Source organism: Labedaea rhizosphaerae (assembly GCF_004362825.1).
GTDB classification, from domain to species: domain Bacteria; phylum Actinomycetota; class Actinomycetes; order Mycobacteriales; family Pseudonocardiaceae; genus Labedaea; species Labedaea rhizosphaerae.
Map to the genome: position 1 here is coordinate 1 of NZ_SNXZ01000003.1, position 24,123 is coordinate 24,123.

Sequence of the window (24,123 nt, forward strand, 5' to 3'; positions counted from 1 at the left end):
AGCAGGACTCAACGTCCAGGAACGATCAGTGCTCACCTGCCGGCCGGCTACCACCAGGAGTGTGCCGGATGACTCACTCCCAGAACTGATTAGGACACGAGGATGACCGACTACCACGTCGTTCCCGCCGCGCTGCGCCAAGCCCAGCAGTCCTGGGACTACTCGGCGGACGTGTGGCAGGAGTTCGCGGGCGGACTGGAGGGCCGCGCCGTGCTGTCCGAGCACAGCATGGGCGTCATCGGCCGGATGGCCGGGTTCACCAAGGACTACAACAACGCCGTCGACGAGATCCGCGGCAAGGCCGACACCGGCTCCAACCAGCTGAAGATGACCGGCCACGCACTGGCCGAGGTGGCCGGGGACTACGAGCGCCGCGACGAGGCCTACTACCGCAAGTTCGGCTACATCGACGAGCACTGAGCACGGAGGGGACCCATGGGGACCGGAGCCTGGAACAACTTCGACAAGCAGAAGGCGCCGTGGCCGACGGACAACGCCGGCAAGGTGCACGACGCGGCCACCAAGCACCACCACCAGGGCGCCCTGGACATGCTCAAGCTGATCCGCAACGACCTGTTCGGTGACGCGGATCGCTGCGAGGAACTGGCCGTCTGGTGGGGCGAGAGCTACTACATGACCTCGTGCCGCGACTCGGTCAACGAGTCCCGCGAGAACCTGATCGCCTACTGGCAGGGCGGTGCGTTCGACTCCTACAGCACGTACGCGATCAACACGACCGCCACGTTCGACCGCAACGAGGGCGCGCTCAACGAGATCGCGGGCGTGATGACCAACTGCGTCGGCATCGTCTACGACACCTACAAGATGGCGATCAAGTTCATCGGCGACTGCGCGCACGACCTCGCGGATGCGGGCATCGGCCTGGGTGAGGCGATCATCTTCGGCCCGCTCGCGCCCGCGAAGGCCGGCATCGAGGTGATGAAGGCGCTGAACAACTTCGTGCACAACGTCAACAACCTGATCGCCGACGCCGTGCAGCAGATGGGCCAGTACCGGGAGAACGGCATCTTCCTGGCCCGCCAGGCCAACGACTTCGCGGGGATCCGCCCGGTCGCCGAACCGGTGCACGACCCGAGCATGTGGCAGGTGAAGCCGAAGGCGAAGGAACCGGCCGCCTGATCGTCCGGCTTGCGCGTGGCCCTAAGGTGATCGCAGGGCGGGAATTCAACAGAAGGTGAGCACGAGAATGCTGAAGTCGTTCTATGCGGCTGCGGTCTACACCCTGCTCGGCCTGGGGGCCGGTCTGTTCTACCGCGAGTACACGAAAGCCCACGATTTCACCGGTGAGAGCCAGCTTTCGGTGCTGCACACCCACCTGCTGGCGCTGGGCACGTTGTTCTTCTTGATCGTGCTGGTGCTCGACAAGGCGTTCGCGATCTCCGGCACGAAGATGTTCGCCTGGTTCTTCTGGGTCTACAACGGCGGCCTTCTGCTCACCATCGTGATGATGGTCGTGCACGGCGTGCGCACGGTGGGCGGCAGCGGGGAATCCCCGGCCCTCGACGGCATCTCCGGGCTGGGGCACATCATCCTGACCGTGGCATTCGTGCTGTTCTTCCTCGCCCTGCGCCGTCCGGTCGTCGCCGCGGTGCAGGCGCGGGCGGTCAAGACCGACTGACCACACAAGCCCGTCCGGCCGGGCCGGACCTGTGGCGTGACCTGCGGGCTTCTGACGTGGCGTGGCTATGCTTGGGCGCGGCAACGCACGACAGGCGGGTGCCGGTGCGCGAGGGTGGTGGGGTCTGATGGCTGAGGCTGGGCAGCGAGCGAAGCCCGTGGTGAGCCGGCGCCGCGAGGTGAGCCACACGAGCGCCCGCTCGCTGCTGATGACGGTGCTCGGCGAGTACGTCCTGCCCCGCGCCGAGCCGGTGTGGACGTCGACGCTGGTCGACGCGCTCGGCCTGTTCGACATCGAGGAGAAGTCGGCCCGCCAGGCCCTCGCCCGCATCGCGGCCGAGGGCTGGCTGGTCTCCGAGCGGATGGGCCGGCGCGTGCGGTGGACGCTGACCGCGCCGGGGCGGCGCCTGCTCACCGAGGGCGCGGAACGCATCTACGCCTTCGGCCGGGACCAGGGCGAGTGGGACGGCCGCTGGCTGGTGGTGATCCTGTCCGTGCCCGAGTCGCAGCGCGACCTGCGCCACCGGGTGCGGACCCGGCTCACCTGGGCCGGGTTCGGGTCCCCGGTGCCCGGCGTGTGGCTGAGCGCGGACACGTCGCGCCAGGCCGAGGTGGCGGCGATCGTGGCCGACCTGGACGTCGGCGCACCGGTGATGTCGTTCGTGGCGGAATACGGGCAGATCGGCGATCCCGAGACGATGATCGGCCGGGCCTGGGACCTGACCGAACTCGAGGCCCGGTACGAGGACTTCATCGACGAGTTCACCGGCCTGCGACCGGCCGTCGGCGCGGCGACCCTGCAGGCGCAGACACGCCTGGTCCACGAATGGCGGCGGTTCCCGTTCCTGGACCCGCAGGTGCCCGCGAAGTTGCTGCCGACCGGCTGGAGCGGCGCCAAGGCGGCCGACCTCTTCCACGCCCAGCACGAGGCTTGGCATGGCGGGGCTCAGGCGTACTGGACCGCTCTGGTCGAGTCCTGATCTCGTCCGGTCAGGCGTCGTAATTGACGGTGAGCTTGTCGGACACCGGAAGCGACTGGCAGGTCAGCACGAAACCCGCCGCCACCTCCGACTCCTCCAGCGCGAAGTTCCGGCGCATGTTCACCTCGCCGTCGGTGACCTGGGCCCGGCAGGTGCCGCACACGCCGCCCTTGCAAGCGAACGGCAGGTCCGGCCGCACCCGCTGCGCACCCTCCAGCAAGGACACGTCGCGCGGCAGCGCCACCGTGGTCGAGCGGCTGTCCAGGACGACCGTGACCTCGCTGGTCGCGCCCTCGGGCACCGCGTCCTCGTGGTGGACCTGCTCCGGCGGGGTGTCCTCGACGAAGAACAACTCCTGGTGGATCCGGTCGGCCGCGACCCCGCGGTCACGCAGGACCTGTTGCGCGCCAAGGACCATCTCGAACGGACCGCACAGCCACCAGTGATCCACCTGGTCGACCGCGATCAGCCGGTCGAGCACCGCTTCCAGCTTCGCGGTGTCGAGCCGGCCGGTGAAGATCTCCGCCTCACGCGGTTCCCGCGACAGCACGTGCATCAGCTCGAACCGCGCCGGGTAGCGGTCCTTCAGGTCGGCGAGCTCGTCGGCGAACATCACCGTGTCGGTGCGGCGGTTGCCGTACAACAGGGTCGCCGTGGCGTCGGCGTTGGTCAGCACCGACGACGCGATCGACAGCACCGGCGTGATGCCCGAGCCCGCGGCGATCAGCACGTGGTGCGCGGCCGTGGCCACGTCCGGGATGAACCGCCCGGTGGGCACGCCGACCTCGACCCGGTCGCCCGCCTTCAGCTCGCGGACCAGCCAGCTCGAGAACACGCCGTCCGGCACCTCGCGGACGCCGATCCGTGGCGGTGCGCCCGCCGGCGCGCAGATCGAGTACGACCGGCGCTCGTCGCGGCCGTCGACCATGCGCCGCACGGTCAGCGACTGACCCGGCCGGAACGCGAACTCCTCCGCCAGCTCGTCCGGCACGTCGAAGGTGACGGCCACGGCGTCGTCGCACAGGCGGTCGACCGCGGCCACGGTCAGCTCGTGGAAGCCGCCGCGCAGGGTGCTTGTCACGGTCTAGATCTCCTTGACGTGCTCGAACGGTTCCAGACAGGACCGGCAGCGGCGCAACGCCTTGCAGGCCGTCGCGCTGAAGCGGGACACCTCTTCGGTGTCGTCGCTGCCGCACCGCGGGCAGGCGACCTTGCGTGGCGGCGCGCCCAGGGTCAGCAACACCGGACCGCCGCGGGGTGCGGCCGCCGGCGGGGCGATCCCCGACTCGGCCAGCTTGCGCTTGCCTTCGTCGCTGATCCAGTCGCTCGACCAGGCCGGGTGCAGCACGGTGCGCACCTCGACCTCGGTGTACCCGGCGTCGCGCAGGGCGTGCTCCAGGTCGTCGCGCATCGTGTCCATGGCGGGGCAGCCGCTGTAGGTGGGCGTGATCGACACGACCACCCGGCCGTCCTCTTCGGACACCTCGCGCAGCACGCCGAGGTCGGCGAGCGTCAGCATCGGCAGCTCGGGATCGGTGACCGTCCCGGCGATCGCGAGCGCGTTCACCACGTCGCCTCCGGATGCGCGCGGGCCACGCTCTGCAGCTCGGCGAGGAGGTAACCCATGTCCTCGGTGTGCACGCCGTCGCGCCCGGCCATGCCGCTGACCAGGCCCACGACCTTGCCCGCGCTGTCCTCGGGCCGGGTCAGGGTCGCCGCGGTGAGCACCTGCGTCAGCACGTCGTCCACTTCGGACCGCAGCCCGTCGCTGTCCGCGGCGATGCCCGCCAGCCGCCGCTCGACCGGGTGCACGACGAACAACTCGTCGTACAACGGCCACACCGCGTCGAAGCCGGCTTGCATCCGCTGGTGCGACAGCTCGGTGCCGTCGCCGAGGCGGACCACCCAGTTCGCCGCGTACTCGCGGTGGTAGGTGACCTCCTTGACGCCCTTGGCCGCGATGGCGGCCAGCACCGGGTCGCGCGAGGACTCCAGGCGCTGCAACAACGCCAGGCGCCACACCGAGAAGGTGAGCAGGCGCGCCATGGTCGCCGCGAAGTCGCCGTTGACCAGCTCGACCATCCGGACGTTGCGGAAGTCGCGTTCCTCGCGGAAGAACGCGTAGCTGTCCTCCGAGCGCTCGCTGCCATCGGCCTTGCCCGCCCGGGCCAGCAGCAACCGCGCCTGGCCGAGCAGGTCAAGGGCGATGTTGGCGATGGCCAGCTCGTCCTCCAACTCGGGCGCGTGCGAACACCACTGCTGCAGCCGGTGCGACATGATCAACGCGTCGTCACCCAGCATCAGGCAGTACGCCGCCAGGTCGGCGCCGTCGACGCCGTCCGGCACGCTGGTGTCCACACCGGACAACGGGTCGACGAACCCGGTGCCGAACGCCCACCGGGTTTCGTCGTTGTTCTCGGAGATCGCCTCGTAGGCGTTGTCGAACGACATTGCCTCAACTCACATGTGGGGGACGTTGTCGGGGATCTCGTAGAAGGTGGGGTGGCGGTACACCTTGTCGCCGCTGGGCGCGAAGAACGGGTCCTTCTCGTCCGGGCTGGACGCGGTGATGTCCGTTGCCTTCACCACCCAGATGCTCACGCCCTCGTTGCGCCGCGTGTAGAGATCACGCGCGTTGTGCAGGGCCATCTCGTCGTCGGCGGCGTGCAGCGAGCCGACGTGCACGTGGTTCAGCCCGCGCTTCCCGCGTACGAACACTTCATACAGGGGCCAGTCGTGTTTGACCTGGCTCGACCCCGCCGGAACACCTTCCAGCGGGACGGCGCCATGCCCGCCCTCCGCGGTGAGCTCGGTCATGCCCGTCCCTCCTGCTTCGCGGCGTAGGCGGCCGCGGCTTCCCGCACCCACGCGCCGTCCTCGTGGGCCTTGCGCCGGTGCGCGATGCGCTGGGCGTTGCACGGGCCGTTGCCCTTGAGGATCTGCTTGAACTCGTCCCAGTCGATCGGGCCGAAGTTGTGGTGCTGACGCTCTTCGTTCCACTTGAGCTCGGGGTCGGGCAGCGTCACGCCGAGCGCCTTCGCCTGCGGCACCGACATGTCCACGAACCGCTGGCGCAGCTCGTCGTTGGTGTGCCGCTTGACCTTCCACGCCATGGACTGCGCGGTGTTGGGCGATTCGGCGTCGGGCGGGCCGAACATCATCAGCGACGGCCACCACCACCGGTTGACCGCGTCCTGCACCATCGCCCGCTGGGCCTCGGTGCCGCGCATCATGGTCATCAACAGCTCGTAGCCCTGCCTCTGGTGGAAGGACTCCTCCTTGCAGATGCGGATCATCGCCCGCGCGTAGGGACCGTAACTGCTGCGGCACAACGGAACCTGGTTGCAGATCGCCGCGCCGTCGACCAGCCAGCCGATCACGCCGACGTCGGCGAAGGTCAGCGTCGGGTAGTTGAAGATCGACGAGTACTTCTGCCTGCCGCTGATCAGCTTCTCGGTGAGGTCGGCCCGGTCGGCCCCCAGCGTCTCGGCCGCGGAGTACAGGTAGAGCCCGTGCCCGGCCTCGTCCTGCACCTTGGCCAGCAGGATCGCCTTGCGCCGCAAGGAAGGCGCGCGGGTGATCCAGTTGCCTTCGGGCTGCATGCCGATGATCTCGGAGTGCGCGTGCTGCGCGATCTGCCGGATCATCGTCTTGCGGTAGCCCTCAGGCAGCCAGTCGCGGGGCTCGATGCGCTGGTCGCGCTCGATGGTGTGCTCGAACAGCCGCTCCAGGTCCGGTTCCGCGGTAGCGGTCATGATCGGCCCGCCTCCCCGAATTTCACTCCGCCGGTTGCGTTGGCAGCGGAAGGTGCTGCTTGGTCCCGTGCTCGTGGCTGAGTTGCGTCACGTTCCCCTGAGGTGCGGTTGACAGCCCCTCGACCTGATCTCGATCCTGAGGCTGACACAGCGGGCGTCATGACTTCTCCTTTGCCACCAGGGTGAGGACGTCGTACTTGGCCACCGACTCGCCGTCGCCGTTGGTGACGTCGGCGTCCCAGCGGACCTCGCCGTAGTCGGCGTTCTCGCGTGGCGTGATCTGCTTGGCGGTCAGCGAGACGGTGAGCGAGTCGCCCGGCTTGACCGGGGTGAGGAAGCGCAGGTTCTCCAGCCCGTAGTTGGCGAGCACCGGCCCGGGTTCCGGCGAGACGAACAGGCCCGCCGCGAACGACACCACCAGGTAGCCGTGCGCCACGATGCCGCCGAAGAACTGGTTGGCGGCAGCCGCTTCCGGGTCGGTGTGCGCGTAGAAGGTGTCGCCGGTGAACTCGGCGAAGTGGTCGACGTCTTCCTGGGTGACGGTGCGCGGACCGGCCACCACGGAGTCGCCGATCCTCAGTTCGGCCAACGACTTGCGGAACGGGTGCTCGCCCTCGGTGCGCGGGGCGCCGCTCACCCACCGACCGGTGACCGCGGTGAGCGTCTTCGGGCTGCCCTGCACGGCCGTGCGCTGCATGTGGTGCAGGACGCCGCGGATGCCGCCCATCTCCTCGCCGCCACCCGCGCGACCGGGGCCGCCGTGCACCAGCGCCGGCATCGGCGAACCGTGGCCGGTGGACTCCTTGGCGTCGTCGGCGTCGAGGACGAGCAGGCGGCCGTGCCACGGCGCGGCGCCGAGCACGACCTCGCGGACGAACTCGGTGTCGGCGCTGACGACCGAGCCCGCGAGGCTGCCCGAACCACGGGCGGCCAGGTCGATGACCTGCTCGGTGGACGTGTAGGGCATGAGCGTCGAGACCGGGCCGAACGCCTCGACCTCGTGCGGCTCGGCGCGATCGGGGTCGTCGGCCCGCACCAGCACCGGCGAGATGAACGCGCCGCGCTCGGCATCGGCGTCGACGACGTCGACGTGCTCGGGGTCGCCGAACACGATGGTTCCGGCGGCGGTGAGCGACTTCAGCGACCGCCGCACCTCCTCGCGCTGCTCGAGGCTGGCCAGCGCACCCATCCGCACGCCCTCGGAGGTCGGGTTGCCCACCGTGGTCTTGGCCAGCCGCGCGCCGACCGCCTCGGCGACGTCGTCCATCCGTTCTGCCGGAACGAAAGCACGGCGGATGGCGGTGCACTTCTGCCCCGCCTTGACGGTCATCTCCGTGACCAACTGCTTGACGAACAGGTCGAACTCGGTGGTGCCCGGCACGGCGTCCGGGCCGAGGATCGAGCAGTTGAGCGAGTCGGCCTCGGCGTTGAACCGCACCGAGTTCCGCACCACGACCGGGTGCGCGCGCAGGTGTTGCGCGGTGGACGCGGAGCCGGTGAAGGACACGAGGTCCTGCGGCGTCACGTGGTCGAGCAGGTCGCCCGCGCTGCCGGCGACGAGTTGGATGCTGCCCTCGGGCAGGATCCCGGACTCGACGATCAACTCGACGAGGCGCGCCGTGAGGTAGGCGGTCTGGCTGGCCGGCTTGACCAGGCTCGGCACCCCGGCGACGAACGCGGGCGCGAACTTCTCCAGCGGTCCCCAGACCGGGAAGTTGAAGGCGTTGATCTGCACGGCGACGCCCCGCAGGGGCGTGGCGATGTGCTGGCCGAGGAACGTGCCCTCGCGGCTGAGCGGCTCGACGTCACCGTCGACGAGGATCTTGGCGTTGGGCAGTTCCCGGCGGCCCTTGCTGCTGTAGGCGAAGAGCACCCCGATGCCGCCGTCGACGTCGAACTTCGAGTCGCCGAGCGTGGCGCCGGTGCGGGCGGACAAGGCGTACAGCTCGTCCCGGTGCTCGCGCAGGTGCGAGGCGAGGACCTTGAGCAGCGCGGCCCGCTGGTGGAAGGTCAGCTCGCGCAGCGCGGGACCACCCGTGCGCCGCCCGTAGTCGAGCGCGGCGGCCATGTCGATGCCCGCCGAGGAGATGCGCGCCACCTCTTCACCGGTGACGGCGTCGAGCAGCGGAGCACCGTCGTCCGGGGTGTGCCACGCGCCGGAGACGTAGCTGCGCAGTACTGCCATGGGGGGCGCCCTTCTGGTTCGTCGCGCTCGAATAACTGACCGTACGTTCAGTAGGCGATGATAGCCGGTCGGCGGTGGGCGAGCAATGCCGCCAACCGAATCTTCCGTTCGTGAACCGAGTTGTCCACAGGTTGGCCGGACCCCCGTTGACAAGGCGTTTTCGCCGCTAACGTGGACCGCATGAACACGACACACGCCTGGGCCGCCCGAGCCGTCCACCCCACCGCCACGGTCATCGCCGTCGAGTACCCGAGCGGACCGAGAGGTCCCGAGTTGCTGACCCTCACGTCGCCCGGCGGGACGACGCGGGCCGTCCTGCGCACAGCGTCGGCTCCGGCGCTGCTGGCGACCGAAGCATCCGCGTTGCTGGCCGCCGCCGAAGCAGGGATCCCAGCACCCCGGTTGATCGCCTACGACGAAACCGGCGCCGACGCCGGGACGGTGGCCGTGCTGAGCACCTTCGTCCCCGGTTCGAGCCTGATCGCCGCCGCGCCCGATGCCGGCCGACTGCGTGCCGTGGGGCGGGTCGCGGCCATGCTGGCAACCAAACCGGCAAGAGCATCGCCGAACCTGCCGTGGCGCGATCGCTCCCTGAGCGACGTCGAGTTCGACCACTCGACCAGCCCCCTGCTGACCCAGGCACGCGCGGTCCTGGACGAGTTACCAGTGCCCGACGGACCCCGGGTACTGGTCCACGGCGACCTGTGGCAGGGCAACACGATGTGGGCGGGCAACACCCTGACCGCGGTCATCGATTGGGACTCGGCAGGCGTCGGCCACCCGGGCATCGATCTCGGCAACCTCCGCTGCGACGCGGCGGTCCTCTATGGACCGTCGGCGGCGAGCGCCGTGCTGGACGGCTGGCGCGAGACGGCGGACGACCCGGACTGGTTGCCGTACTACGACATCCTGGCCGCGATCTGCACTCCGGCGGACATGGGCTACTTCATGCCGCCGTTGCACAGGCAAGGCCGAACGGACCTGGATGCCCACACCGCGGTGACCCGCCGTGACGCATACCTACGAGAAGCCTTGGACGCCATCGGATGGTGAAGAACGACTAGAGCGACAGCTCCAGAGTCAGCTCGTCCAGGATCGGGATGCCATAGTCCCCGACGAAAGGAATCGACGGCTTGACCGAACGCGCCGCCGCGACGGCGTCGGGCGCAAGTCCTACCAACCGGAATCCGCGCCGCTGGTAGAACCGCAACGCGTCGAGGTTGTCGTTGGTCGTCACCAACCAGACCCGTTGCAATCCCAACGATGACGCCAACTCGCAAGCGGCTGAGACCAACGCAGTCCCCACCCCGCGCCGCCGTTCGAGCGCCTCGAGGGTGACGATTTCCAACCCATCACCCGACACGTGGTAAGCGAGCACCCCTGCCTGAGCGCCATCGCGCGAAGCGAGCAGGCAGGGCAGCCCAGCTAGCTCGTAGACGACCCCGTGCACGACAACGGTTTCGCCCCAAGCCCCGGAAGGAGTCGACGAGGCCCGCCGAATCCGAACCGTCACACGCGTTCGACCAGCAGCGACACGCCCTGACCGACACCGACGCACAACGTGGCCAGGCCGCGGCGACCCTGCTCGCGCTCCAACCGGCCGAGCAACGTCACCACGAGCCGGGCACCCGAACACCCGAGGGGGTGACCAAGCGCGATAGCCCCACCATCAGCGTTGACACGAGCCTCGTCGAGCTTGAGCCGGCGGATCACCGCGAGGCTCTGCGCGGCGAACGCCTCGTTCAGCTCGACCGCGTCCAGGTCATCGGCGGACAGCCCGGTGCGGGCGAACAGCTTCTCCGTGGCCGGCACGGGCCCGAGCCCCATGACGTTCGGCGCCACGGCCCCGCTGGCCGAGGCGACGACACGCGCCCGCGGGGTCAGCCCGTACTTGGTGACGGCCTCCTCGCTGGCCAGCACCAAGGCGGCCGCGCCATCGGACAACGGTGAGGAGGACCCGGCCGTCACGATCCCGTCCTTGCGGAACACGGGACGCAGCTTGCCCAGCGACTCCAGCGAGCTCTCCCGTCGCGGGCCCTCGTCGACCGAGACCACGGTCTCCGACTTGCGGCCGCGCACGGTCACCGGGACGATCTCGCGCTCGAAGCGGCCGGCGTCGATGGCGGCGACCGCCTTCTGGTGGCTGGCCAAGGCGAACTGGTCGCACTCGTCACGGCCGATGCCGTCCAGCGCGGCGACCTCTTCGGCCGTCTCGCCCATCGAGAGGGTGATCTTGCGGGTCTCCGGACCGGCGCCGGCCGGCACGGCCTTGTCGTAGTCGGCGAAGGTCGGGTTGACGAAGCGCCAGCCGAGCGAGGTGTCGAAGACCTCACCGGGGCGGGCCCATGCGGTGCCGGGCTTCTGCATGACCCACGGCGCCCGGGTCATCGACTCGACACCTCCGGCGACGATGACGTCCGCCTCACCGGAGCGGATGGTCGCGGCCGCCGAGGCGACCGCGGTCAGGCCGCTCGCACACAACCGGTTCACCGTGTAGCCGGGCACCTCGTCGGGCAGACCGGCCAGCAGCACGGCCATGCGTGCGACGTTGCGGTTGTCCTCCCCCGCCTGGTTCGCCGCGCCGAGCACGACCTCGTCCAGCGCGTCGGCCGGCACGCCGGCGCGGCGCACCGCCTCGGCCACGACGGTCGCCGCGAGGTCGTCCGGGCGCACCCCGGCGAGCGCACCGCCGTACTTGCCCTGAGCGGTGCGGACCCCGTCGACAAGGAACACCTCGGCCATGGCCACTCCTCTTGACAGCTCGTGGGCGGATGCCTTTACTGAGCGCACCGATTATCAACCGTCCATTCGGTCAGTAACAAAGGGTGGTGCCCAGTGTCACAGGACGGGGTGTCACCGGACGGGGTGCGGTCCGCGGCACACGCCATGTTCGACGCCGACGTGGCCTCCCGCTCGCTCGGCATCGAGCTCGTGCAAGCCGGCGAAGGTCGCGCCGTGGCCAGGATGCGCATCACCGAGCAAATGGTCAATGGGCACGACATCGCGCACGGCGGCTACGTCTTCCTGCTCGCGGACACCGCGTTCGCCTGTGCCTGCAACAGCCACGGCCCGGTGACCGTCGCCGCGGGCGCCGACATCGCGTTCATCGCCGCCGGCCGGCTCGGCGACGAACTGACCGCCGTCGCGCAGGAGCGCACGCGGTACGGCCGCAACGGCATCTACGACGTCACCGTGCACCGCGACACCACCGACGGACCCGAGGTGGTCGCCGAGTTCCGCGGCCGCAGCCGCACGATCGCGCCCACACGGCCGGCCCACGCACCAGGCGGCAGGAGCTGACGCCATGAGTTTCGACAGCGCACCTGGACTCGACGAACTGTCCGAGGTCGAGCGGCTCAGCCTCGACGAGTTGCAGGCGTTGCAGCTCGAGCGGCTGCGGTGGACGTTGCGCCACGCCTACGAGAACGTGCCGTTCTACAAGGCGAAGTTCGACGCGGCCGGCGTGCACCCCGACGACTGCAAGGAGCTCGCCGACCTGGCGAAGTTCCCGTTCACCACCAAGGCCGACCTGCGCGACAACTACCCGTTCGGCATGTTCGCGGTGCCGCAGGACCAGGTGCGCCGCATCCATGCCTCCAGCGGCACCACCGGCAAGCCCACCGTCGTCGGCTACACCGAGCAGGACATCGACACCTGGGCCACCGTGATGGCGCGCTCGATCTTCGCCGCGGGCGGGCGCCCGGGGCACAAGGTGCACGTGGCCTACGGCTACGGGCTGTTCACCGGCGGGCTCGGCGCGCACTACGGCGCGGAGAAGCTGGGCTGCACCGTGATCCCGGCGTCGGGCGGGATGACCGCGCGGCAGGTGCAGATCATCACCGACTTCCGGCCCGAGATCATCATGGTCACCCCGTCGTACCTGCTGACGATGCTCGACGAGTTCGAGCGCCAGGGCATCGACCCGAAGACCAGCTCGCTGCGCGTCGGCATCTTCGGCGCCGAGCCGTGGACCGAGCAGATGCGCACGGAGATCGAAGAGCGGACGTCGATGCACGCGGTCGACATCTACGGCCTGTCCGAGGTGATGGGCCCCGGCGTCGCGCAAGAGTGCGTGGAGACCAAGGACGGCCTGCACGTCTGGGAGGACCACTTCTACCCGGAGATCATCGACCCGGTCGACGAAACGGTGCTGGGTCCCGGCGAGAACGGTGAGCTGCTGTTCACCTCGCTCACCAAGCAGGCACTGCCGATCATCCGCTACCGCACCCGTGACCTGACCCGGCTGCTGCCGGGCACCGCCCGCCCGGCGTTCCGGCGGATGGAGAAGGTCACCGGCCGCAGCGACGACATGATCATCTTGCGTGGCGTGAACGTGTTCCCCACGCAGATCGAGGAGATCGTCCTCGCCACCGCCGACCTGTCGCCGCACTTCCAGCTCCGGCTGTCCACGCACGACCGGTTGGACCGGATGACCGTGCTGGTCGAGGCCCGCGAGGACACCTCGGACGAACGGCGCACCTCGGCCGCCGAGGAGATCGCGGCACGGGTCAAGGACGGTGTCGGCGTGAGCGTCGGCGTGGAGGTGGTCGACCCCGACACCCTCGAACGCTCGGTCGGCAAGATGCGCCGGGTGATCGACCAGCGCGAGCGACCATGACCGCCGGCCGCCAGACCCCCCAACCTAGAAGGGGCCGGCCGGGCTACGACCTGGAGTCGTTGCTGGCGGTCGCGGTGAAGCTGTTCAACGAGCGCGGCTACGACGGCACGAGCATGGAGGACCTGTCCCGCAAGCTCGGCATCACGAAGTCGGCCATCTACCACCACGTGCCGAGCAAGCAGGAGCTGTTGCGCCTGGCGATCAACCGCGCCCTCGACGGCCTGTTCGCGGTCGCCGACGAGACCAAGGCACGGCACGAGCCCGCGGTGCGCCGCCTGGAACACCTGGTGCGCGGCAGCGTGCGCGTGCTGGTGGACGAACTCCCCTTCGTCACCCTGCTGCTGCGGGTGCGCGGCAACACCAAGGTCGAGCGCGATGCCCTGGCCCGCCGCAAGGAATTCGACCGCCTGGTCACCGAGCTCGTGGCCCAGGCGGTCCGCGACGGCGATCTGCGCCAGGACATCGACCCGGCGGTGACCGGCCGGCTCTTGTTCGGCACCGTGAACTCGTTGATCGAGTGGTACAAGCCGCGTGGTGGCGTCGGCGCCGAGCAACTGGCGGACGCCGTGATCGCCACGTCGTTCAACGGTCTGCTCACCCACGACGGCGCGGGCGACCGCGCCGCGGGCTAGCGAGCCGCCACACCTGTCGCCGCGGCGAGCAAAGCCACCACAGCCAGGGCGGACAAGGCCAGCGGCGTCCCGGCCACGTGCAGCGACAACGTCACGGCCGCGACTCCCAGCGCGGTCCCCAACCCCCGCGTCATGTTCACCAAGCCGCCGCCGGTGGCCGCCATGTCCGCCGGGATCGCGGCCATCACGGCCGCGTTGTTGGCCGGGATGAACACGCCGAGCCCCAATCCCAGCAACGCCAGCCACACCGCCGACGGCCACGGGATCAGCAGTCCTGCCGCACACGCCGCGACCAGGCCGCCCGCCAACGCCCGTACCCGCGCCGATCCGCGGCCACCGCCGAAAACCGCGGCCACCGCGAACCCCAGCGGCAGCGCGGTCAACGCCAACGGCGCCACCGTGCCCGCTTGCGGGAACAACGCCAACGGCCCGAACAGCACCAGGTATCCGCACAACGCCCCCGCCAGCCCGGCCGCGACCGGCAGCTTCGCCAGCACCGACGGACGAACCAGCGGACTGCGAGCACGCCTCAGCCGCACGACGAAACCGGCCAAGGCCAGCAACGCGATCAGCGACAACGCCAGCGAAAGCCACGCCGGCATCGTCAGCCCTGACAACGCGGACAGCGCCAGCAACGCCGCCGTGCTGGTCAGCGCCAGCAACCCGAGCCCGAGCCAGTCAAAGACGCCGATCGGGTGCTTGTTCCTGGTGCGGGGCAACAGGTATCGCCCGGCCACCAACGCGACGACCCCGATCGGCACGTTCACCCAGAACACCGATCGCCAGCCGAACTCGGCCACCAGCACCCCGCCGAGGGCGGGACCCATCGCGAGGCCGAGGGCCTGCGCCGCGGCCTGCACGCCGAGCCCGGCCCGCACCTGGTCCGGCCGCACGCTCGTGACCACCAACGCCACGCTGTTCGCCTGCAGCATCGCCGCGCCCAGGGCCTGCACGACCCGGAAGCCGATCAGCACCGCGAGGCTGCCCGCGAGCCCGCACGCCGCCGACGCGCCCGTGAAGACCAGGAACCCGTACAGGTAGAAGAGCTTGCGGCCGAACGCGTCCGCCAGCCGCCCGGCTGCGGTGATCACGCCGACCAGCGTCAGCAGGTAGCACAAAGAGACCCACTGCACCGCGGCCAGCGGCGCCGAGAACGAGTCCTCCAGCGCGGGGAAGGTCAGCGTGACGATGCTCGCGTCGAGCTGGCCCATGAACGCGCCGAAGCAGACGGTGGCCACCGCGAGCCACCCGGCCTGCGGGTGGTCGCGGATGACCCGGGGTCGCGCGGCCTCGACCAGCACGTCCCCAATTATGTCGGGAGCAGAACTAACCCGGCAATGCGATCACGGCAGCACGGCCAGCGCGTCGATCTCCACGAGCTTGCCCGGCGGCAACCCGACGTACACGGTTGTGCGTGCCGGCTTGGGTTCGGACAAGAACTCGCTGTACACCTCGTTCATCTCCGTGAAGTGCGCCACGTCGGTCAGGTAGATGCGGAACATCAGCACGTCCCGCTCCGAAGCTCCACCCGCGGCGAGCACGGCCAGCACGTTGCGCATGGCCTGCGCGGTCTGCTCCCGGACGGTGTCACCGACCAGGTTGCCGTTGCCGTCCACGGGGACCTGGCCCGACACCTGGAGCAGGTTGCCGATCCGCACCCCCGGCGACAGCGGGGCGGCCGGGGTGGCCGCGCCTTCGGGGTGCACTGCAGTGCGGCTTCCTCTGCTGGGCGTCATCTACTTCTTCCTCTCGATCCACCCACAGGCCGCCGACGCCAGCGCCGCGGTCGCACGCAACCGCGGTACCAGGGCCAGGAGGCCGTCCTTGCCGGTCAGTACCACCGGCACCGACACCGAGACCGCGGCCACCACGTCGCCGCGCGCGTCCCTGATGGGCGCGGCGACGCAGTGGATGAAGTCCTCGTGCTCGCGGTCGTCCAGTGCCCAGCCCCGCTCGGCGACCGCGGCCAATTCGGCGCGGTAGGCCTCGGGGCTGGTGATCGTGTTGGCGGTCAGCGCCGGGAACTCCATGTGCGCCACCAGCCCGTCGCGTTCGGCCGGGGACAAGGCGGCGACGAGCACCTTGGCGACTGCGGTGCAGTGCAACGGCGCGCGTTTGCCGATGCGCGAATACATCCGCACCTGGTGCTTGCTGTCGAACTTGTCGATGTAGACGACCTCGCCGTCCTCGTAGCTCGCGAGGTGCACCGTGTGCCCGGTCTCCTCGTTCAGCTCACGCAACGCGGGTTCGACCGCGCGCCGGACGTCCCGGTCCTCCAGCGACCGGTGGGCCAGGTCGAACAACGCCGTGCCCAGCCGGTACTGCCTAGTGCCCTCGCGCTGCACGAACCGGTGCGCTTCCAGGGTGCGCAACAGCCGCAGCACCGTCGACTTGTGCACGTCGACGGCTTCGGCGAGCTGGTCCAGCGTGCGCGGGCCCTCGGCGAGCAACTCGACCAGGGTCAACGCGCGATCGACGCTCTGGCTCATGTGATCACCGCCGCGGCCCAGGTCGCCGCATCCGCGTCCAGCAACGCCTCGACGACCTCGTCAGGCAGCGGCGGCCCGACGTCGTCGTGGGTGCGCAACGCGGTCGCCGCCTGCAGGTGCCCGGCCCGCAGCCGCCGCGCCACGTCGTCCCCGGCCAGGGTGGCGGCGAGGAAACCGGCGGCGAAGGCGTCCCCGGCGCCGACCGGCTCGACCACCGCCACCTTCAGCGCGGGCTGGAACACCGCCGGTTCGCCGTGGGCGAGCACCGACGCGCCCCGGGCGCCGTGCTTGAGCACGAGCGTCGCCGGGTCGGGCAGCAAACCCCGCAGTGCCAAGGGATCGGCGGTGCCGAAGGCCGCGGCGGCCTCGTCCTCACCGGCGAACACGATGTCCGCCGCATTGGCCAGCTCACGCAGGACACCGGACTCGCGGTGGGCCCACAATGCGGGCCGCCAGTTGAGGTCGAACGACAGCAAGTGCGTCCGCGTCGCGGAAACCAGGGCGTGCATGAGCTCGAGGCACGAGTCGGACAAGGCGGCGGTGATGCCGCTGACGTGCACCAGCCGGATGCCCGTGAGGTCCATGGTGGACACCAACGCGGGCCCCAGCGCTGAGGCGGCGGACCCGCTGCGGTAGTAGCGCACGGGGCTGCCCGAGGCGTTGCTTTCCTTGACGTACAAGCCGGTCGGCCGAGCGGGGTCGATCACCACACCCGAGGTGTCCACGCCGAAGGATGCGACCTCGGCCAGCACGGCCCGGCCGAACGGGTCGTCGCCGAGCGCGCTCACCCACCGGGTCGGCACGCCGAGGCGCACGAGGTTGCAGGCCACATTGGACTCCGCGCCGCCGACCGAACGCACCCAGGTTCGCACCAGCTCCGGCGGTCCGGACTCGCCCGGCACCAGCAGGGCCATCGACTCCCCAACGCAAACCGCGTCCGGCGTGTTCACCGCGTGCCCCCCACCTCTGGCCGTTGACGGTGGTCCACCCGGATGCTACACACAACTACACCACATCGTGCAATGTTCGTTGCACCATACGCAACGAGGTGAGAGCGCTGAACGGGATCGACGCCGCCGCCGTGGCCCGGATCGCCGACGAACGCCTGGACTGGCGGTTCAAGGCGGTCCCGGACCGCCTGTTCGGCACGACGATCGGTGACGCCGTGCATGGCGGCCTCGGCCTGGTCCGCGACGGCTTCCTCGGCCCGGTGCTCACCATCGACGACGAGGCGCTGGAACACAACCTCTCGACGATGGCGCACTGGGCCGCCGGACTCGGCGTTTCCCTTGCCCCGCACGGGAAGACGACGATGGCGCCGCAGCTGTTCGCCCGCCAGCTCGCCCACGGCGCGTGGGGCCTCACGTGCGCGAACGCCGGCCAGCTGCGGGTCTACCGCGCGTTCGGGGTGCAGCGGATCCTGCTCGCCAACCAGCTGGTCGACCCGCCCGCGTTGCACTGGCTCGCCGGGCAACTCGCCGATCCGGGCTTCGAGTTCCTGTGCTGGGTGGACTCCGTGGCCGGCGTCGGGCAGATGGCCGACGTGCTGCGCGCGGCCGGAGCGCGGCGACCGGTGGACGTACTGGTCGAGCTGGGTGGCGACGGCGGGCGCACCGGCACGCGCAGCCTCGACGAGGCCGTCGCGGTGGCCGAGGCCGTGCACGCCACCCCGGAGCTGCGTCTCGTCGGGGTCGGCGGGTACGAGGGCGCGCTCGCCCACGACGCGTCCACCGCCGATCTGTCCATAGTGGACGCCTACTTGGTCGGCATCCGCGAACTGACCATCGACCTGGCCGACCGCGAACTGCTCGCCGACGCGCCCGAGGTGATCGTCACGGTCGGCGGCAGCGCCTACTTCGACCAGGTCGCGGCCGCGCTGACCGCGCTGTGGCCGGACGGGCTGACCGTGCGGCCGGTGTTGCGCAGCGGCGCCTACCTCACCCACGACGACGGCTTCTACCGCGACGTCTCCCCGCTCGGCGCGCACCCGCGCATCACGGGCACGCCGCCGTTGAAGCTGGCGTTCACCATCTGGGCCCAGGTCACGTCCCGGCCCGAGCCCGGCCTCGCCTTGCTCACCATGGGCAAACGGGACGCCTCGTTCGACGAGGGCATGCCCGTGCCCCGGCGCATCCGCACAGCGACCGGTACGGCCGAGCTGACCGGCTGCCGGGTCACGAAGCTCAACGACCAGCACGCGTTCCTCGAACTCGCTCCCGGCGCGGCGGTGGCCGTCGGCGACTGGATCGGGCTCGGGCTCTCGCACCCGTGCACGGTGTTCGACAAGTGGTCGCTCATCCCGCTGGTGGCGGCCGACGGTGAGACCGTGGTCGACCTGATCCGCACCTACTTCTGAGGGGAGTCCAGGGGTGGACATAGTGGTGCGGGGTGCACTCGTCGTCGACGGCACCGGCGGTCCCGGCCGGCACGCCGACGTCGGCATCGCCGGCGGCAAGATCGCCGAGATCGGCGAGCGGCTGACCGGCACCCGCCTCATCGACGCCGCCGGGTTGGTGCTCGCTCCCGGTTTCATCGACATGCACGCCCACTCCGACCTGCGGATCCTCGTCGAACCGGACCACACGGCCAAGGTGGCCCAGGGTGTGACGACCGAGGTGCTCGGGCAGGACGGTCTGTCCTACGCCCCGGTCGACGACGCCACGCTGGCCGCGCTGCGCGAGCAACTGGCCGGCTGGAACGGCGACCCGGCCGGGTTCGACTGGAACTGGCGCAGCGTCGGGGAATACCTCGACCGGCTCGACCGGGGCATCGCCTGCAACGCCGCATACCTGGTGCCACAAGGCACGATCCGGATGCTCGCGGTCGGCTGGGCCGACCGCCCGGCCACCGAGGCCGAGCTGGACCACATGCGCGACCTGGTCGCCACCGGCATGCGCGAGGGCGCCGTGGGCCTGTCGTCCGGGCTCACCTACACGCCGGGGATGTACGCCGAGACCAGCGAGCTGACCGCGTTGTGCCGGGTGGTCGCCGAGCACGGCGGCTACTACAGCCCGCACCACCGCAGCTACGGCGCGGGCGCGCTCGAGGCCTACGACGAGATGGTCGGGGTGTCGACCGAGTCGGGCTGCCCCTTGCACCTGGCGCACGCCACCATGAACTTCCCGTGCAACGAAGGCAAAGCAGGTGACCTGCTCGCGTTGCTGGACAAGGCGATCGCGCGGGGTGCCGACATCACGCTGGACACCTACCCGTACCTGCCGGGCGCGACGTCGCTCTCGGCTCTGCTGCCCAGCTGGGCGAGCGAGGGCGGGCTCGACGCGACGCTCACCCGGCTGTCCGATCCGGACACCCGCGAGCGCATCCGTGTGGACCTGGAGGAACGCGGCAGCGACGGGTGCCACGGCGTGCCGGTCGACTGGTCGACGATCGAGATCAACGGCGTGCGCCGCGCCGAACACGACCACCTCGTGGGCAAGAGCATCGCGGAATCCGCGGCGGCCCAAGGTGTTCCGCCCGCGCGGCTGTACTTCGACACGCTCGTGGCCGAGCGGCTCGGCGCGTCGTGCCTGATGCACATCGGCCACGAGGACAACGTGCGCGCGATCATGCGGCACCCGGCGCACACCGGGGGCAGCGACGGCCTGCTGGTCGGCGAACGCCCGCACCCCCGCGCCTGGGGGACGTTCCCGCGCTACCTCGGGCACTACGTGCGCGACGAGCACGTGCTCGGCCTGGAGGAATGCGTGGCCCACTTGACCGGTCGCCCGGCCGCGCGGCTCAAGCTCGCCGACCGCGGCCTGGTCCGCACCGGCTACGCGGCCGACCTAGTGCTGTTCGACCCGGCGACCGTGGCCGACAAGGCGACGTACGACAACCCGCGCCAGGTACCGGCCGGGATCCCGTACGTCCTGGTCAACGGCGTCCCCGTGATCGACGACGGCAGACACACCGGCGCCTTGGCCGGCCATTCGATCAGAAGTCGGGAGAACTGATGCACTGGTTGCAACACGAGACCGGCGGGCTGCTCCTGCTGGCCGTCATCGGCATCGCCTTACTGCTCACCATGATCATCAAGTTCAAGGTCGAACCGTTCATCGCCCTGCTGATCGTCGGGCTCGCCACCGCCCTGGTCGCCGGCATCCCGGTCGAGAAGCTCGTCGGCTCGGCGCAGAAGTCGTCCGGGTCGATCCTGGAATCCGGCTTCGGCAACATCCTCGGGCACATCACCGCGATCATCGGACTGGGCACGCTGCTCGGCGCGATGCTGGAACGCTCCGGCGGCGCGCAAGTGCTCACCAGTGCCCTGTTGCGGGCGTTCGGCGAGGGCCGCGCGCCGCTGGCGATGGGGCTGTCCGGGCTGATCTTCGGCATCCCGGTGTTCTTCGACATCGGCATCTTCGTGCTGGCGCCGCTGGTCTACGTGGCGGCGAAGCAGGGTGGCCGGTCGATCCTGTTGTACTGCCTGCCGCTGATCGCCGGGCTGTCGGTGACCCATGCGTTCCTGCCGCCCCACCCGGGTCCGGTCGCCGCGGCCGGCCTGCTGCACCTGGAACTGGGCTGGCTGATCCTGATCGGTGCCGCGTGCGCGATCCCGGCCTGGTTCGTCGGTGGCGTGCTGTACTCGTCGTTCATCGGCAAGCGGATCTTCCGCCCGGTGCCGGAGGAGATGCTGGTCGCGGCACACAGCGGCGGTTCCGGCGGCAGTGGCGGTTCCGGCGGCAGCGGCGGTGCCGGTGGCGGGGTCACCGAGGAAGGCGACGAAAGCGAAGCGGACGAGGGGCCGGAGCCGCCGAGCCTCGCCGAGGTGGCGCTGATCATCGCGGTGCCGCTGGTGCTGATCCTGCTCGGCACGTTCGGCAGCATCTGGCTGCCCGACGGTTCGGTCGCGGCCGGGATCGCCATCTTCGTCGGCACGCCCGCGGTCGCGCTGACCCTCGCCGTGCTGCTGGCGTTCTGGCGCCTGGGCTACCGGCGTGGGATGACCCGAACGGACGTGTCGGCGCTGGCCAACGCGTCGTTGCGGCCGGTCGCGATGATCCTGCTGGTGGTCGGGGCGGGCGGGTTCTATGGCGCCGTGCTGTCGGCGACCGGGATCGGCACCGCGGTCGCGGACACGTTGCGGGGCGCCGGTTTGCCGGTGATCCTGCTGTCCTATGTGATCAGTTGCGGGATGCGGATCGCGCAGGGCTCGGCGACGGTCGCCATCGTCACCACGGCTGGCATCGTCGCGCCGACGGTGGCGACGCTGGGCTACAGCCAGCCGCAGCTCGCGCTCGTGGTCGCCGCGATCTGCGCCGGGTCGATCATCGCCTCGCACGTCAACGACGGCGGGTTCTGGATCGTCTCGCGCTACTTCGGCCTGTCGGTGGCGGACACGCTGCGCACGTGGACGGTGCTGGAGACGATCTTGTCCGTGGTCGGCTTCGGCATGGCCGCCCTGCTGTCCGTGTTCATCTGAGGAGGGCACATGCGCATCAACCGCAGGCGCTTCTTCGGCGTGGTGGGTGGAACTGCCGCTACGGTGGGCCTGATGTCCGCAGGTACCGCACACGCCCGGCCCAGGTCCGGCTCGTTGGCCTACGTCGGCAGCTACGCGCCAGGCGACGGCCTGGACGTCGCCAAGGTGCACAACGGGTTGAGCTTGCGGTCCGCCGTGGCGGGCGACGCGAACGCGTCCTGGCTCGCGTACTCCCCCGACGGCCGCTTCCTCTACAGCACCAACGAAACCGACGACGGCTCGGTCACCGCACTCGACCTCGCCGACCCGGCGAACCCGGTGGTGCTGAACAGCCAGAGCTCCGGCGGCGACGTGCCGACGCACCTGAGCGTGCACCCGAGCGGGCGGTTCCTGTTCGTCGCGAACTACGGCAGCGGGTCGGTCGCGGTGCTGCCCATCGGCGGCGACGGCACGCTCGGCGCCTGCACCGACCTCGTGCAGCACCAGCCGGGTTCGCGACCGCCGAACGCGCACCAGGTCGTCACCGACCCCAGCGGGAACTGGGTGATCTCGGTCGACCTCGGCGCCGACTCGGTCTACGTCTACGAGTTCGACACGAGCTCGGGCAAGCTCACCGAGCACCAGCACCTCGTGCTGCCCGACGGCGCCGGGCCCAGGCACCTCGCGTTCCACCCGGGCGGCCGGATCGCCTACATCGTGCAGGAACTGCGCTCAGAGGTGACAGTTGCCGGGTGGGACCGCGAAACAGGCACGTTGACCCCGGGGCAAGTGGTGGCGACCGTCGGCGCGGACGCGCCCGCGGTGAACTACCCGGGCGAAGTCCAGGTCGCGGCGGACGGACGGTTCGTGTACGTGTCCAACCGCGGCGAGAACAGCATCGCGACGTTCGCGGCGAGCGCGGGCGGCGCCACGTTGACGTTGCTCGGCCACACGCCGACCGGCGGCGACTGGCCCCGGCACTTCACGCTGGACGCCACCGAGCGGTGGATCTACGTGTCGAACCAGCGTTCCGGCACGGTCACGTGGCTGCCGCTGGACAAGACAACCGGCACGGTCGGTCCGCCGGCGAACTCACTCGCCGTCCCGGCGGCCGCGATGGTGCTGCTGCGCTGAGGTTTGGAGGCTGCCGATGACGATCACCACCCGCACGGCGACCCTGCACGGGCGACGGGTGACGTTCCGGCAGTACGACCCGGCGGCGCCGACCACGGCGGAACCGCTGGTGCTGCTGCACGGCATCGCGGGCAGCGGGGACACGTGGCTCCCGCTGCTGGCGGCGCTGGACCAGCGCGGGTTCGACCGGACCGTGTACGTGCCCGACCTCGCGGGCCACGGCGGTTCCGAGCCACCCGCGGGCGACTTCTCGATCGGCGGGTACGCGTGCGCGGTGCGCGACCTGCTCGCGTTGCTGCGGCCCGAGCACGGCCACGACCGCATCACCATCGGCGGTCACTCGCTCGGCGGCGGCATCGCCATGCAGTTCGCGTACCAGTTCCCCGACCTGACCGGGCGGCTGGTGCTGGTGGACAGCGGCGGGCTGGGCACCGAGGTGGCGCCGATGATCCGCGCGGCCGCGCTGCCGGGTGCGGTGCCGTTCCTCGCGGTGGCGCTGAACAAGGTGACCATGCCCCTGGCCCGCGCCGTGCTTGGCCTGTTCCCCAAGTGGTCGACCGAGACCCGTGAGCTGGGCCGGCACGCGGCGTCCCTGGCCGACCCGGACCGGCGGTTCGCGTTCGTGCACACCGTGCGGGCGAGCATCGGGTTGCGCGGGCAGCGGGCGAGCGCGCTCGACCGGCTCTACCTGGCCGAAGCCGTGCCGACTTTGATCGTGTGGGGCGCGGACGACCCGATCATCCCGGTGTCACACGGCAAGCGGTCGGCCGAACTGATGCCCGGCAGCCGGCTGGAGATCGTCGAGGGTGCCGGTCACTTCCCGCACGCGGTGCGTCCGGACCTGGTGGCCGACCTGCTCGTCGAGTTCCTCGCCGCGACGGCACCGGCCACGATCGACCAGGACGACGTGATCGAACTGCTGCGTGCTCAGGACCAGTAGACGACGCCCACGGCGATGATGCGGACCAGGAAGATCGCGCACCACACGATCCCGAGCACGAGGCCGGCGATGGCCATGCCGTCGCCCTTCTCGCCGCGCTGCGCGATCTGGCTGCGGCCCAGGAACCCGAAGATGATCGCCAGGATGGCGGTGACCAGGAAGAACCCGAGGATGCCGAGCACCAGCGCCGCGACGGCCATGCCGTTGGTCTTCTGCTGGGAGTAACCCTGCGGGTAGGCATACGCGGGTGGCATCTGGTAGCCCGGCGGTGGGGTCTGCTGGAAACCCGGCGGCGGGGTCTGCGGCGGCTGGGCGCCCTGCTGGTTCTGCCAGTCCTGCGGGTTGGTCACCGTG

At 70.3% G+C, this 24,123-nt stretch carries 26 protein-coding genes; 13 read left to right on the forward strand and 13 right to left on the reverse strand.

The window, feature by feature from the left end:
• Window positions 1-102 precede the first annotated feature (102 nt).
• The 4 genes from EV186_RS16915 (at window position 103) to EV186_RS16930 (ending at window position 2,618) form a co-directional block, all read left to right on the forward strand.
• Window positions 103-420: a hypothetical protein gene (locus tag EV186_RS16915; protein WP_133850313.1), complete on the forward strand. Its 318-nt coding sequence runs from the start codon at window positions 103-105 to the stop codon at window positions 418-420.
• Between the two features lie 15 nt (window positions 421-435).
• Entirely contained in the window at window positions 436-1,140 is a 705-nt protein-coding gene (locus tag EV186_RS16920; RefSeq protein WP_133850314.1) for a hypothetical protein, read from the forward strand.
• A 67-nt stretch (window positions 1,141-1,207) separates the two neighbouring features.
• Complete coding sequence (locus EV186_RS16925; protein ID WP_133850315.1) at window positions 1,208-1,639, forward strand: DUF2871 domain-containing protein; 432 nt, start codon at window positions 1,208-1,210, stop codon at window positions 1,637-1,639.
• A gap of 208 nt (window positions 1,640-1,847) precedes the next feature.
• Window positions 1,848-2,618 carry a PaaX family transcriptional regulator C-terminal domain-containing protein gene (locus EV186_RS16930; RefSeq protein WP_243754195.1) on the forward strand — a complete coding sequence of 257 codons (771 nt, stop codon included), beginning with the start codon at window positions 1,848-1,850 and terminating at the stop codon, window positions 2,616-2,618.
• A 10-nt stretch (window positions 2,619-2,628) separates the two neighbouring features.
• Here EV186_RS16930 and paaE read toward each other — a convergent pair whose 3' ends face one another.
• The 6 genes from paaE to paaZ form a co-directional block, all read right to left on the reverse strand.
• Window positions 2,629-3,699 carry a 1,2-phenylacetyl-CoA epoxidase subunit PaaE gene (gene paaE, locus EV186_RS16935; RefSeq protein ID WP_133850317.1) on the reverse strand — a complete coding sequence of 357 codons (1,071 nt, stop codon included), beginning with the start codon at window positions 3,697-3,699 and terminating at the stop codon, window positions 2,629-2,631.
• Between the two features lie 3 nt (window positions 3,700-3,702).
• Entirely contained in the window at window positions 3,703-4,188 is a 486-nt protein-coding gene (gene paaD, locus EV186_RS16940; protein ID WP_133850318.1) for a 1,2-phenylacetyl-CoA epoxidase subunit PaaD, read from the reverse strand.
• Entirely contained in the window at window positions 4,182-5,069 is an 888-nt protein-coding gene (gene paaC / locus EV186_RS16945) for a 1,2-phenylacetyl-CoA epoxidase subunit PaaC (RefSeq protein ID WP_133850319.1), read from the reverse strand. The genes paaD and paaC overlap by 7 nt, the downstream gene beginning before the upstream one ends.
• 9 nt (window positions 5,070-5,078) lie before the next feature.
• Window positions 5,079-5,393: a 1,2-phenylacetyl-CoA epoxidase subunit PaaB gene (gene paaB, locus EV186_RS16950; protein WP_208115726.1), complete on the reverse strand. Its 315-nt coding sequence runs from the start codon at window positions 5,391-5,393 to the stop codon at window positions 5,079-5,081.
• A 38-nt stretch (window positions 5,394-5,431) separates the two neighbouring features.
• Entirely contained in the window at window positions 5,432-6,373 is a 942-nt protein-coding gene (paaA, locus tag EV186_RS16955; RefSeq protein WP_133850321.1) for a 1,2-phenylacetyl-CoA epoxidase subunit PaaA, read from the reverse strand.
• Between the two features lie 157 nt (window positions 6,374-6,530).
• A complete protein-coding gene (paaZ, locus tag EV186_RS16960; protein ID WP_133850322.1) occupies window positions 6,531-8,558 on the reverse strand; it encodes a phenylacetic acid degradation bifunctional protein PaaZ in 2,028 nt (675 codons plus the stop codon).
• A 180-nt stretch (window positions 8,559-8,738) separates the two neighbouring features.
• Here paaZ and EV186_RS16965 point away from each other — a divergent pair, with 180 nt between their 5' ends.
• Entirely contained in the window at window positions 8,739-9,611 is an 873-nt protein-coding gene (locus EV186_RS16965; protein ID WP_133850323.1) for an aminoglycoside phosphotransferase family protein, read from the forward strand.
• A 7-nt stretch (window positions 9,612-9,618) separates the two neighbouring features.
• Here the strand turns inward: EV186_RS16965 and EV186_RS16970 are convergent, their stop codons facing one another.
• On the reverse strand, window positions 9,619-10,008 hold the full coding sequence (locus EV186_RS16970) for a GNAT family N-acetyltransferase (RefSeq protein WP_243754103.1): 390 nt from the start codon (window positions 10,006-10,008) through the stop codon (window positions 9,619-9,621).
• Between the two features lie 59 nt (window positions 10,009-10,067).
• Entirely contained in the window at window positions 10,068-11,300 is a 1,233-nt protein-coding gene (locus tag EV186_RS16975) for a thiolase family protein (RefSeq protein WP_133850325.1), read from the reverse strand.
• Between the two features lie 144 nt (window positions 11,301-11,444).
• Between EV186_RS16975 and paaI the strand changes: the two genes are divergently transcribed.
• The 3 genes from paaI to EV186_RS16990 are packed head-to-tail and all read left to right on the forward strand — an operon-like array spanning window position 11,445 to window position 13,808.
• Window positions 11,445-11,858 (forward strand): hydroxyphenylacetyl-CoA thioesterase PaaI, encoded by a 414-nt coding sequence (gene paaI, locus EV186_RS16980; RefSeq protein ID WP_166659279.1) that lies wholly within the window; start codon window positions 11,445-11,447, stop codon window positions 11,856-11,858.
• A gap of 4 nt (window positions 11,859-11,862) precedes the next feature.
• Complete coding sequence (gene paaK, locus EV186_RS16985; RefSeq protein WP_133850326.1) at window positions 11,863-13,176, forward strand: phenylacetate--CoA ligase PaaK; 1,314 nt, start codon at window positions 11,863-11,865, stop codon at window positions 13,174-13,176.
• Complete coding sequence (locus tag EV186_RS16990; protein ID WP_133850327.1) at window positions 13,173-13,808, forward strand: TetR/AcrR family transcriptional regulator; 636 nt, start codon at window positions 13,173-13,175, stop codon at window positions 13,806-13,808. Before paaK ends, EV186_RS16990 begins: the two co-directional genes overlap by 4 nt.
• On the opposite strand, the gene EV186_RS16995 is transcribed toward EV186_RS16990, so the two are convergent.
• From EV186_RS16995 to EV186_RS17010, 4 genes are read right to left on the reverse strand one after another with little or no spacing between them, the layout of a single operon-like run.
• Entirely contained in the window at window positions 13,805-15,109 is a 1,305-nt protein-coding gene (locus EV186_RS16995; RefSeq protein WP_243754104.1) for an MFS transporter, read from the reverse strand. The genes EV186_RS16990 and EV186_RS16995 overlap by 4 nt on opposite strands.
• Before the next feature lie 42 nt (window positions 15,110-15,151).
• Window positions 15,152-15,544: a RidA family protein gene (locus EV186_RS17000; protein ID WP_133850328.1), complete on the reverse strand. Its 393-nt coding sequence runs from the start codon at window positions 15,542-15,544 to the stop codon at window positions 15,152-15,154.
• Window positions 15,545-16,297 (reverse strand): IclR family transcriptional regulator, encoded by a 753-nt coding sequence (locus EV186_RS17005; RefSeq protein ID WP_133850329.1) that lies wholly within the window; start codon window positions 16,295-16,297, stop codon window positions 15,545-15,547.
• Window positions 16,294-17,211 carry a sugar kinase gene (locus EV186_RS17010; protein ID WP_133851288.1) on the reverse strand — a complete coding sequence of 306 codons (918 nt, stop codon included), beginning with the start codon at window positions 17,209-17,211 and terminating at the stop codon, window positions 16,294-16,296. Before EV186_RS17010 ends, EV186_RS17005 begins: the two co-directional genes overlap by 4 nt.
• A 134-nt stretch (window positions 17,212-17,345) precedes the next feature.
• Here EV186_RS17010 and EV186_RS17015 point away from each other — a divergent pair, with 134 nt between their 5' ends.
• The 5 genes from EV186_RS17015 to EV186_RS17035 all read left to right on the forward strand — a co-directional run bounded on the left by EV186_RS17015 (window position 17,346) and on the right by EV186_RS17035 (window position 23,769).
• Window positions 17,346-18,653 carry an alanine racemase gene (locus EV186_RS17015; RefSeq protein ID WP_243754105.1) on the forward strand — a complete coding sequence of 436 codons (1,308 nt, stop codon included), beginning with the start codon at window positions 17,346-17,348 and terminating at the stop codon, window positions 18,651-18,653.
• A 13-nt stretch (window positions 18,654-18,666) separates the two neighbouring features.
• Entirely contained in the window at window positions 18,667-20,250 is a 1,584-nt protein-coding gene (locus EV186_RS17020) for an N-acyl-D-amino-acid deacylase family protein (protein WP_133850330.1), read from the forward strand.
• Window positions 20,247-21,716, forward strand: coding sequence for a GntP family permease (locus tag EV186_RS17025; RefSeq protein WP_133851290.1), 1,470 nt, complete (start codon window positions 20,247-20,249; stop codon window positions 21,714-21,716). The genes EV186_RS17020 and EV186_RS17025 overlap by 4 nt, the downstream gene beginning before the upstream one ends.
• A gap of 72 nt (window positions 21,717-21,788) precedes the next feature.
• Window positions 21,789-22,829 carry a lactonase family protein gene (locus EV186_RS17030; protein ID WP_243754106.1) on the forward strand — a complete coding sequence of 347 codons (1,041 nt, stop codon included), beginning with the start codon at window positions 21,789-21,791 and terminating at the stop codon, window positions 22,827-22,829.
• 16 nt (window positions 22,830-22,845) lie between these two features.
• Window positions 22,846-23,769: an alpha/beta fold hydrolase gene (locus EV186_RS17035; protein ID WP_133850332.1), complete on the forward strand. Its 924-nt coding sequence runs from the start codon at window positions 22,846-22,848 to the stop codon at window positions 23,767-23,769.
• Here the strand turns inward: EV186_RS17035 and EV186_RS17040 are convergent.
• Complete coding sequence (locus EV186_RS17040) at window positions 23,757-24,119, reverse strand: DUF4190 domain-containing protein (RefSeq protein WP_208115660.1); 363 nt, start codon at window positions 24,117-24,119, stop codon at window positions 23,757-23,759. The genes EV186_RS17035 and EV186_RS17040 overlap by 13 nt on opposite strands.
• Between the last annotated feature and the right edge of the window lie 4 nt (window positions 24,120-24,123).